Below are 9730 nucleotides of genomic sequence, written 5' to 3' on the forward strand. Positions count from 1 at the left end.
AGAACCGGATCCCCGACGAGCAGTGGAACGCCGCGCTCGCCCTGATTTACGACCGCCGCCGCGAGGGCTTCGACCCACTGACGGCGTTCATTTCACTCTTCCCCGAAGGCACGGAGGTGACGGCGGGCCCCAAGGCCGAGCAGGAAAACCTGCCGATCGAGGAGAAGCTCAAGCGCCACATCATCGACGGCGAGAAGCGCGACTTGATCGTCCACCTGGACCAGGCCCGCGAGACCTACTCGCCGCTCGAGATCGTCAACAACCTCCTCCTCGAGGGGATGAAGGTCGTGGGCGAGCTGTTCGGCTCGGGGCAGATGCAGCTCCCGTTCGTCCTCCAGAGCGCCGAGACGATGAAGGCCTCCGTCGCCCACCTCGAGCAATTCATGGAGAAGGTCGAGGTGCAATCGAAGGGGAAGATCGTCCTGGCCACCGTGAAGGGCGACGTCCACGACATCGGCAAGAACCTCGTCGACATCATCTTGTCCAACAACGGCTACACGGTCGTCAACCTCGGCATCAAGCAGCCGGTGTCGGCGATCTTCGACGCCGCCGAGGAGCATCGTGCCGACGTGATCGGCATGTCCGGGCTGCTGGTGAAGTCGACGGTGGTGATGAAGGAGAACCTCGAGGAGATGAACTCCCGTGGGTTCGCCGAGCGGTGGCCGGTGATGCTCGGGGGCGCGGCGTTGACCCGGTCCTACGTCGAGCAGGATCTCGCCGACCTCTTCGACGGCGACGTCCGCTACGCGCGCGACGCCTTCGAAGGCCTCCGGCTGATGGACACCCTGATGACGATCCGGCGGGGCGGCGTACCGGCGGAGGCCACCCCGGACGGCCCGGACGACACCAAGGCCGAACAGCGGCGGGCCCGGCACGAACGGTCCCGCCGGATCGCCGCGGAACGCCGGGCGGCCGAGGAGCCGCCGGAGGACGAGGTGGTCGGCCGCTCCGACGTCGCGACCGACAACCCGGTGCCGACGCCGCCGTTCTGGGGCGACCGGATCGTGAAGGGGATCCCGGTGGCCGACTACGCGTCCCTGCTCGACGAGCGGGCCACGTTCCTCGGCCAGTGGGGGTTGCGGGGTGCCCGCGGTGGCAAGGGACCGACGTACGAAGAACTCGTCGAGACCGAAGGCCGGCCGCGGCTGCGCTACTGGCTCGACCGGCTCAAGACCGAAGGGGTGCTGGAGGCCGCAGTGGCCTACGGCTACTTCCCCTGCGTCAGCAAGGGCGAGGACCTGATCGTCCTCGGCGACAACGGGGCGGAGCGGGCGCGGTTCACCTTCCCGCGGCAGCGGCGCGACCGGCGGCTCTGCCTCGCCGACTTCTTCCGGTCCGAGGACTCCGGTGAGACCGACGTGGTGGCGTTCACGGTCGCGACCATGGGCGAGAAGATCAGCGCGTTCGCCCATGAGCTGTTCGAGGCCAACGCCTACCGCGACTACCTCGAGGTGCACGGGTTGTCCGTGCAGCTGACCGAGGCGCTGGCCGAGTACTGGCACAAGCGGATCCGTGAGGAGCTCGCCTTCGACAATGGCCGATCGGCCGCCGCCGACGACCCGGACGACGTCGAGGGCTACCTGCGGCTGGACTACCGGGGAGCGCGCTACTCCTTCGGCTACCCGGCCTGCCCCGACCTGGAGGACCAGGACAAGGTCGTCGAGCTGCTCAAGCCGGAGCGGATCGGGGTGACGCTCTCCGAGGAGTATCAGCTCGATCCCGAGCAGTCGACGTCGGCGATCGTGGTCCACCATCCCGAGGCGAAGTACTTCGCGGCCCGATGAGCGACTCCCGCCCCGGCGCCGCCGGCTCCGGCGATCCGGCCCATCAGCCGAAGCTCGCCGCCGTCCTCTTCGACATGGACGGCACCCTCTTCGACAGCGAAAAGCTCTGGGACATCAGCCTCGACGACCTGGCCGCCTCACTGGGTGGCCGGCTCTCGCCGGAGACCCGCAAGGCACTGGTCGGCGCCAACCTCTTCGAGTCCGTGACGATGGTGCATGCCGATCTCGGCGTCACCGCCGATCCCCAGGTCACCGGGCCGTGGCTGCTCAACCGCACCAAGGAGCTCTTTTGCGAGCACCTGCCGTGGAAGGAAGGTGCGCTCGAGCTGGTGCAGGCGGTACGCGACGCCGGCATCCCCGCCGCGCTGGTGACGTCGACCCACCGCGACCTGACCGAGGTCGCCTTGCGCAGCTTCCCGCCCGACACCTTCGGCGTCGTCGTCTGCGGCGACGAGGTGACCCACACCAAGCCGCACCCGGAGTCCTACCTCACCGCCGCCGCGCGGCTGGGCGTCGACCCGGCCGACTGCGTGGCGATCGAAGACTCGCCCCGCGGCATCGCCTCGGCCGAGGCGGCCGGGGCGACCGTGGTCGCGGTGCCCAGCGAGGTGCCGGTCGCACCCGGACCGCACCGGGTGGTGATCGACTCGCTGGTCGGCGTCACGGTCGACTGGCTGGCGTCGCTTCCTGCTCGATCTCGGCGCCCGGATACGGCGGGGGAGTCCCGCCGTACGCCGGACACAGCGCCCGGTGGTCGCACCACGCACACAACGGACCAGGACTAGGCCGGAAGTCACCCTCGCGGGTCGCGCGGGTGATCGCCGCCCAGATCGCCTGCAGCGTCCGGGAGAAGCGGCGCAGCTCCTCCTCGTCCGGGGTGTAGGTGAGCGTGTCGCGGTCCTTGAGGTAGATCAGCCGCAGCTGGCGCGGCACCACGCCGCGCATCCGCCACAGGACCAGGGCATAGAACTTCATCTGGAACAGCGCCCGGCCTTCGTACGCCTCGCGTGGGGCACCGCCCGTCTTGTAGTCGACGACCCGCACCTCTCCGGTCGGGGCGACGTCGAGCCGGTCGACATAGCCGCGCAGCAGCAGCCCGTCGTCGAGCACGGTCTCGACCAGGCATTCGCGGTCGGCCGGCTCCAGCCGGGTCGGGTCCTCGAGGGTGAAGTAGCCCTCGACGAGGCGGCGGGCGGAATCCAGCCACCCGGCGAGCTCGTCCGCCCGGGTGTCGCCGGCGCCGTCGGGATCGGCGGGATCGTCGGGATCGGCCGCCCACAGCTCGGCGAGGACGGGCTCCTCCTCGAGCAGCCGCTCCCACTGCGGGCCCACCAGCGCCGTCGCGGCCTCCGGGGTGCGCTCTGCCGCCGGGAGGTCGTAGAGCCGCTCCAGGACCGCGTGCACCACCGTTCCGCGGACCGCGTCGGGGGAGGGCCGCTCGGGCAGCCGGTCGATGCAGCGGAAGCGGTAGAGCAGCGGACAGGTCTTGAAATCGCCGGCTCGCGACGGGGACAGCGAGCGCAGCACGGGGGTCGGGAGGTCGACCTCTCCCGGGTCGTCGGTCGTATCGACGCTGATCTGCGTGTCGCTGCTCATGCCCTGGAGCCTAGGCCGGACCTCTGACATAACCCGGCCCCGACGCACCGGGCCGGACGAGGTCAGAGCCCGGACAGGCGGCTGATCGGCCAGATCCGGACGAAGGCCTGCCCGACGACGAGATTTTTGGAAATGGCCCCGAAGTACCGACTATCGTATGAATTGCAGCGGTTATCGCCCATCACGAAGATCTTCCCCGCCGGCACGGTGACCGGACCGAAGGGCCCCGTGCCGTGGCACGCGGTCCGGACGTAGGGCTCGGAGAGCTTGCGGCCGTCGACGAAGACACTGCCGCCGGACGCCTTCAGCGTGTCGCCCGGCAGGCCGATGACCCGCTTGATGAGGTCGTTGTCGGAGATCTGCAGATGTGGCGGGCGACGGAAGACCACGATGTCGCCGCGGCCGATCCCGTGCAGGTGGTAGCTGATCTTGTCGACCAGCACCCGGTCGTTGATGTTGAGCGTGTTCTCCATCGACCCGGACGGGATGTAGAAGCTCTCCAGCAGGAAGGTGCGGACGAGCACCGCGACCACCACCGCGACGATCACGAGGATGGGCCACTGGAGCATCCGGCGACGCCGTCGGGGGGTGCGTCCGCGCGCCAGGGCCCGGGGAACCCGCTCCGGGGATTCTCCGGTCGCCGACGTCGTCGCCGACGAATTTGTGGGCGGGTCGCCCGGCGCACTCATGCAGCCACGGTAGGCCACGCCCGCGTCGTCGGCGCGTCGGTGCACCCCGGATGGGTGATCCGGGCCCGCAGGTCGAGCACCCGTCCGACACGCTCAGGCACGTAGCATCGGGGGCATGGCCCCCGTCCAGCAGCGACAGCAGCAGCCGCGTGAACGCGCGGCGGGCTTCCCGGCGGGGCGCTACTTCGGGGTCCCGGTGTTCCTGTCACCGTCGTGGCTCATCTTCGCGGCGTTCATCACCTTGTCCTGGGCCGACGCGGTCCGGCAGAACGTCGCCGGGATCTCCACCGGGGCCTCCTACGCCATCGCGTTCGGCGCCGCGGTGCTGCTCGCGATCAGCGTCCTGCTCCACGAGTTGGGGCACTGCGTGGTGAGCCTCGCGCTCGGCCTCCCCGTACGCCGGATCGTGCTGTTCCTGCTGGGCGGTGTTTCGGAGATCGAAGGAGAGCCCGAGCGCCCGTCGCATGAATACCTCGTGGCGATCGCCGGGCCGCTCGTGTCGCTGCTGATCGCCGGAGTCGGCGCCGCGGGCTACACCCACCTGCCGGAGTTCTCGGTCGGCCGCTGGCTGGTCTTCCAGCTGGTGATCACCAACGGCCTGGTGGCGGCCTTCAACATGCTGCCGGGCCTGCCGCTCGACGGCGGCCGCGTTCTTCGCGCCGGCGTGTGGAAGCTGACCGGCTCGCAGCTGACGGGTACCCGCGCCGCCGCCTGGGGTGGTCGGACCGTCGCGATCGCCGTGGTCGTGATGGCGTTCTACCTCCAGCGCGACGTATCCGGACTCGGCCTCTACAGCTTCGCGATCGGGCTGCTGCTCGCCGCCTTCATCTGGATCAGCGCGGGCCAGGCGCTCCGGGTCGCCACCTTGAAGACGAGCCTGCCCCAGCTGCGGGTCGCCGACCTGGTCCGGCCCACGCTCGACATCGCGACCGACGTCTCGATCGGAGAGGCCGTACGCCGCGCCCAGCAGGCGAAGGTCGGCGCCCTGGTGGTCGTCGACACGACCGGCAAACCGCGCGCCCTGGTCTCCGAGACGGCCGTGCAGACGGTGCCGGAAGGGCGCCGGGCATGGACCTCGGTCGCCGACGTCGCCCGGCCGCTCGAGGACGGTCTGATCCTGCGTGACACGCTCGCGGGCGAGGCCATGCTCGAGGCCATGCGTACGACGCCGGCGTCGGAATACCTCATCGTCGGCCGCGACGGCCACAGCGTCGGCGTCCTGGTGACCAGCGACGTCGCCAAGGCCCTGGGCTCGTCGGCTCCGGAGCCGAGCGCGTCGGGCGCCCCTCGATGAGGGACCGGTGAACGAGCGCCCACGGGGACCGTTCCGGGCGGGTGACCGGGTGCAGCTGACCGATCCGAAGGGCCGGCGGCACACGGTGCTGCTCGAGCCCGGGCGAAACTTCCACACCCATCGCGGCGCGATCGCCCATGACGACCTGATCGGACTGCCCGAGGGCAGCGTGGTCACCGCGGCGACGGGCACGGCATACCTCGCGCTCCGCCCGCTGCTCACCGACTATGTGATGTCGATGCCCCGCGGCGCCCAGGTGGTCTACCCGAAGGACTCCGCCCAGATCGTCGCGATGGCCGACCTCTACCCGGGCGCGCGGGTTCTCGAGGCCGGAGCCGGCTCAGGTGCGCTGACGTGTTCGTTGCTGCGCGCGGTCGGCGACACCGGCGCCGTCCACTCCTTCGAGCGACGCGCCGATTTCGCCGAGATCGCCCGCGGCAACGTCGAGGCGTTCTTCGGCGGCCCGCATCCGGCCTGGTGCCTGGAGGTCGGCGACCTCGGCGAGGGCGAGCTCACCGAGGTCGACCGGGTGGTGCTGGACATGCTCGCGCCCTGGGAGGTGCTCGACCCGGTGGCCCGGGCGCTGCTGCCGGGCGGCGTGCTGGTGGCCTACGTCGCGACGACCACGCAACTGTCCACTGTGGTCGAGGCGATGCGCTCCGACGGCCGGTTCACCGAGCCGTACGCCTTCGAGACCCTGCTGCGGCCGTGGCACGTCGTCGGGCTCGCCGTCCGGCCCGATCACCGGATGGTCGCCCACACAGCCTTTCTCGTCACCACGCGCCGACTCGCCGACGGAGTCACCGCACCGGCCCGACAGCGTCGTCCGTCTCGCGGGTGAGCACCTCGATGTCCGCCCCGAGGTCGTGCAGCTTGGTCGGGAAGGCCTCGTAGCCGCGGAAGATCAGGTCGACGCCGTGCACACTCGAGGTGCCTTGCGCGGCGAGCGCTGCAATCACGTAGGAGAACCCGCCGCGCAGGTCGGGGATCGTCAGCTCGGCGGCGTGCAGCTTGGTCGGCCCGCTGATGACCGCCGAGTGCAGGTAGTTGCGCTGGCCGAAGCGGCACGGCAGCCCGCCCAGGCACTCGCGGTAGAGCTGGATGTGCGCGCCCATCTGGGCGAGCGCCGTCGTGAAACCCAGCCTGTTCTCATACACCGTCTCGTGCACGATCGACAGCCCGTCGGCCTGGGTCAGCGCGACGACCAACGGCTGCTGCCAGTCGGTCTGGAAACCCGGGTGGACATCGGTCTCGATGGGCAGGGCGCGCAGCGCATCGCCCGGGTGCCAGAACCGGATACCGCCGTCCGGCCCGTCATCGACGTCGAAGGCACCACCGGCGGCGCGGAATACGTTGAGGAATGTCATCAACCCGGCCTGCCGGGCGCCCCGAACGGTGATGTCGCCGCCGGTCGCCAGGGCCGCACAGGCCCACGAGGCGGCCTCGAGCCGGTCCGGCACCGGGCGGTGGCTGAAGCCGTCGAGCCGGTCGACACCGGTGATCCTGATGACCCGGTCGGTGTGCACGGAGATATCGGCGCCCATCTTCTGCAGCACCGCGATCAGGTCGAGGACTTCCGGCTCGGTGGCGGCGTTGCGCAGTTCCGTCACGCCCTCGGCGAGGACGGCGGTGAGAAGGACCTGCTCGGTCGCGCCGACGCTCGGGTAGGGGAGCACCAGCTTCGTTCCGCGCAGGCCGTCCGGTGCGGTGATGGACAGCCCGTCGTCCTGCTTGTCGACGGTCGCGCCGAACTGGCGGAGGGCATCGAGGTGGTAGTCGATCGGCCGGTCGCCGATCCGGCAGCCGCCGAGATGGGGGATGAACGCGTGACCGAGCCGGTGGAGCAGGGGTCCGCAGAGCAGGATCGGGATCCGGCTGGATCCGGCATGGCCGTCGACGTCGGCGACGTTGGCCTCCTCGACCGAGGACGGGTCGAGGGTGATCTCGGCCGGGCCGGTCGAGGTGACCGACACGCCGTGCAGTTCGAGCAGATGCCGGACGATCCGTACGTCGCTGATGTCCGGCACGTCACGCAGGAGGCTCGGCGTGTCACCGAGCAGAGCGGCGACCATGGCCTTGGGGACAAGGTTCTTCGCACCCCGGACGCGGACCTCGCCGCGCAGCGCCGTCCCGCCGCTCACCTGCAGTATCTCGCTGACCATCGTCGGCCCCCAGATCCCCGTACACCCCGTAGCCCCGCACCGCCCGTAACCGAAGGCATGTCGTGCTTTGGGCACATGCCCTGCGGCGATCACCGTACCGTCGGGAGCAGGGCCGGCCGGGCAACATGGCGGAACTGGATGCGTCCGGCCGGAGGGGTCCGTCGGCCGGGCGCGTTGGGACTCGCCCAGAACCCGGGCTGTGTAGGGTTGGGCACACCGCAGGGATCCCGCGGGGAGGTGGGTGCTCGTGGTGACAGGACACGACGACGACGCGCGCTATGAGAAGGAGATCCACGACCTGACGACACAGCTGTCGTTCCTCGAAGAGGAAGTCGACATGCTGCGCCGGAAGCTGATCGAGTCGCCCCGGCTCGTCCGGGCGCTCGAGGAGCGGCTGGCTGAGGCCAACGGTCATGTCAGTGCGCTGAGTGAGCGCAACGACAAACTGGCCAGCACGCTGCGCGAAGCACGCGATCAGGTCGTGAGCCTCAAGGAAGAGGTCGACCGGCTCGCCCAGCCGCCCAGTGGTTACGGCGTGTTTCTCGGACGTTACGACGACGGAACTGTGGACGTCTTCACCGGCGGCCGCAAGCTGCGTGTCTCGGTCTCACCCGCGGTCGAGATCGAGGAGCTGCGCGCCGGCCAGGAAGTGATGCTCAACGAGGCGCTCAACGTCGTCGCCGCCCGCGAGTTCGAGCGGGCCGGCGAGGTCGTGATGCTCAAGGAGATCCTCGAGGGTGGCGACCGGGCCCTGGTGATCGGGCACACCGACGAGGAGCGGATCGTCCACATCGCCGACGTCCTGCGCGGCTCGCCGCTGCGGGTCGGCGACTCGCTGCTGCTGGAGCCGCGGTCCTCCTACGTCTACGAGCGGATTCCCAAGAGCGAGGTCGAGGAACTGGTACTGGAAGAGGTACCGGACATCGACTACACCGACATCGGCGGGCTGAGCTCGCAGATCGAGCAGATCCGCGACGCCGTCGAGCTGCCGTTCCTGCATGCCGACCTGTTCCGCGAGCACCAGCTGCGTCCGCCCAAGGGCATCCTGCTGTACGGCCCGCCCGGCTGCGGCAAGACGCTGATCGCCAAGGCGGTGGCCAACTCGCTGGCCAAGCAGGTCGCCAGGGTGCGTGGCGACGACGAGAAAGGCCGGTCGTTCTTCCTCAACATCAAGGGCCCGGAGCTGCTGAACAAGTACGTCGGTGAGACCGAGCGGCACATCCGGCTGGTGTTCCAGCGGGCCCGGGAGAAGGCCAGCGAGGGCATGCCGGTGATCGTGTTCTTCGACGAGATGGACTCGATCTTCCGGACCCGTGGCTCCGGGGTGTCCTCGGACGTGGAGAACACCATCGTCCCGCAGTTGCTGAGCGAGATCGACGGCGTCGAGGGTCTGGAGAACGTGATCGTGATCGGCGCGTCCAACCGCGAGGACATGATCGACCCGGCGATCCTGCGACCCGGTCGGCTGGACGTCAAGATCAAGATCGAGCGGCCCGACGCCGAAGCGGCGCGCGACATCTTCTCGAAGTACATCACCAAGACCCTGCCGATCCACGCCGACGACCTGGCCGAGCACGGCGGCTCGGCCGAGGCCACCGTGAACGCGATGATCCAGCACACCGTGGAGCGGATGTACACCGAGAGCGAGGACAACCGCTTCCTCGAGGTCACCTACGCCAACGGTGACAAGGAGACGCTGTACTTCAAGGACTTCAACTCCGGCGCGATGATCCAGAACATCGTGGACCGGGGCAAGAAGATGGCGATCAAGGATCTGCTGACCACCGGCCAGCGCGGCCTGCGGATGCAACACCTGCTGGCCGCCTGCATCGACGAGTTCCGGGAGAACGAGGACCTGCCCAACACCACCAACCCGGACGACTGGGCGCGGATCTCGGGCAAGAAGGGCGAGCGGATCGTCTACATCCGCACCCTGATCTCCGGTGGCAAGGGCAGCGAGTCGGGCCGGGCCATCGACACCATCTCCAACACCGGCCAGTACCTGTAGGTCGAGCGAATTCGCTGGCCCGGCCTGGGATCATGGGCCGGTGGCTAGCCTGCTGAACCGGCTGCACGCGCTGACCATCGATCTTGGCCCGGTGCGCCGGCACCGTGACTTCCGACTGCGCACCATCGCCGCCAGCGTCTCGGCGTTCGGTGCGTTCTTCACCATGATCGCGGTGCCGATCCAGATAAAGCAGCTCA

The 9730-nt window shown here is 69.5% G+C and carries 7 protein-coding genes and 1 pseudogene; 5 read left to right on the forward strand and 3 right to left on the reverse strand.

What is annotated here, in order from left to right:
- Together VGH85_22780 and VGH85_22785 are read left to right on the forward strand one after the other, a co-directional pair.
- On the forward strand, positions 1 to 1784 hold a 1784-nt coding region (locus VGH85_22780; protein HEY2176646.1), incomplete at its 5' end, for a vitamin B12 dependent-methionine synthase activation domain-containing protein.
- 74 nt (positions 1785 to 1858) lie between these two features.
- Positions 1859 to 2332: pseudogene (locus tag VGH85_22785) on the forward strand (HAD family phosphatase).
- 112 nt (positions 2333 to 2444) lie between these two features.
- Here the strand turns inward: VGH85_22785 and VGH85_22790 are convergent.
- Together VGH85_22790 and lepB are read right to left on the reverse strand one after the other, a co-directional pair.
- Positions 2445 to 3380 carry a RecB family exonuclease gene (locus VGH85_22790; GenBank protein ID HEY2176647.1) on the reverse strand — a complete coding sequence of 312 codons (936 nt, stop codon included), beginning with the start codon at positions 3378 to 3380 and terminating at the stop codon, positions 2445 to 2447.
- A 62-nt stretch (positions 3381 to 3442) separates the two neighbouring features.
- Positions 3443 to 4069 carry a signal peptidase I gene (gene lepB / locus VGH85_22795; protein HEY2176648.1) on the reverse strand — a complete coding sequence of 209 codons (627 nt, stop codon included), beginning with the start codon at positions 4067 to 4069 and terminating at the stop codon, positions 3443 to 3445.
- A gap of 115 nt (positions 4070 to 4184) precedes the next feature.
- Between lepB and VGH85_22800 the strand changes: the two genes are divergently transcribed.
- Entirely contained in the window at positions 4185 to 5363 is a 1179-nt protein-coding gene (locus tag VGH85_22800; protein HEY2176649.1) for a site-2 protease family protein, read from the forward strand.
- 7 nt (positions 5364 to 5370) lie between these two features.
- On the forward strand, positions 5371 to 6204 hold the full coding sequence (locus tag VGH85_22805) for a tRNA (adenine-N1)-methyltransferase (GenBank protein HEY2176650.1): 834 nt from the start codon (positions 5371 to 5373) through the stop codon (positions 6202 to 6204).
- Here VGH85_22805 and murA read toward each other — a convergent pair.
- Complete coding sequence (murA, locus tag VGH85_22810) at positions 6164 to 7525, reverse strand: UDP-N-acetylglucosamine 1-carboxyvinyltransferase (protein ID HEY2176651.1); 1362 nt, start codon at positions 7523 to 7525, stop codon at positions 6164 to 6166. The two genes, VGH85_22805 and murA, sit on opposite strands and share 41 nt — an antisense overlap.
- 337 nt (positions 7526 to 7862) lie before the next feature.
- On the opposite strand from murA, the gene arc reads away from it, so the two are divergent.
- The gene (gene arc, locus VGH85_22815; GenBank protein HEY2176652.1) at positions 7863 to 9533 is read left to right on the forward strand and encodes a proteasome ATPase; all 1671 of its coding nucleotides are present in this window, start codon (positions 7863 to 7865) and stop codon (positions 9531 to 9533) included.
- Positions 9534 to 9730 lie beyond the last annotated feature (197 nt).

It is taken from the genome of Mycobacteriales bacterium, assembly GCA_036497565.1.
Taxonomy (GTDB): Bacteria; Actinomycetota; Actinomycetes; order Mycobacteriales; family QHCD01; genus DASXJE01.

What these genes read in the sequence shown, in the direction of transcription:
- arc (HEY2176652.1), top strand. Translation starts at nt 7,863, where the DNA reads ATGCTGCGCCGGAAGCTGATCGAGTCGCCCCGGCTCGTCCGGGCGCTC.
- lepB (HEY2176648.1), bottom strand. Translation starts at nt 4,069, where the DNA reads ATGAGTGCGCCGGGCGACCCGCCCACAAATTCGTCGGCGACGACGTCG.
- VGH85_22800 (HEY2176649.1), top strand. Translation starts at nt 4,185, where the DNA reads ATGGCCCCCGTCCAGCAGCGACAGCAGCAGCCGCGTGAACGCGCGGCG.
- VGH85_22790 (HEY2176647.1), bottom strand. Translation starts at nt 3,380, where the DNA reads ATGAGCAGCGACACGCAGATCAGCGTCGATACGACCGACGACCCGGGA.
- murA (HEY2176651.1), bottom strand. Translation starts at nt 7,525, where the DNA reads ATGGTCAGCGAGATACTGCAGGTGAGCGGCGGGACGGCGCTGCGCGGC.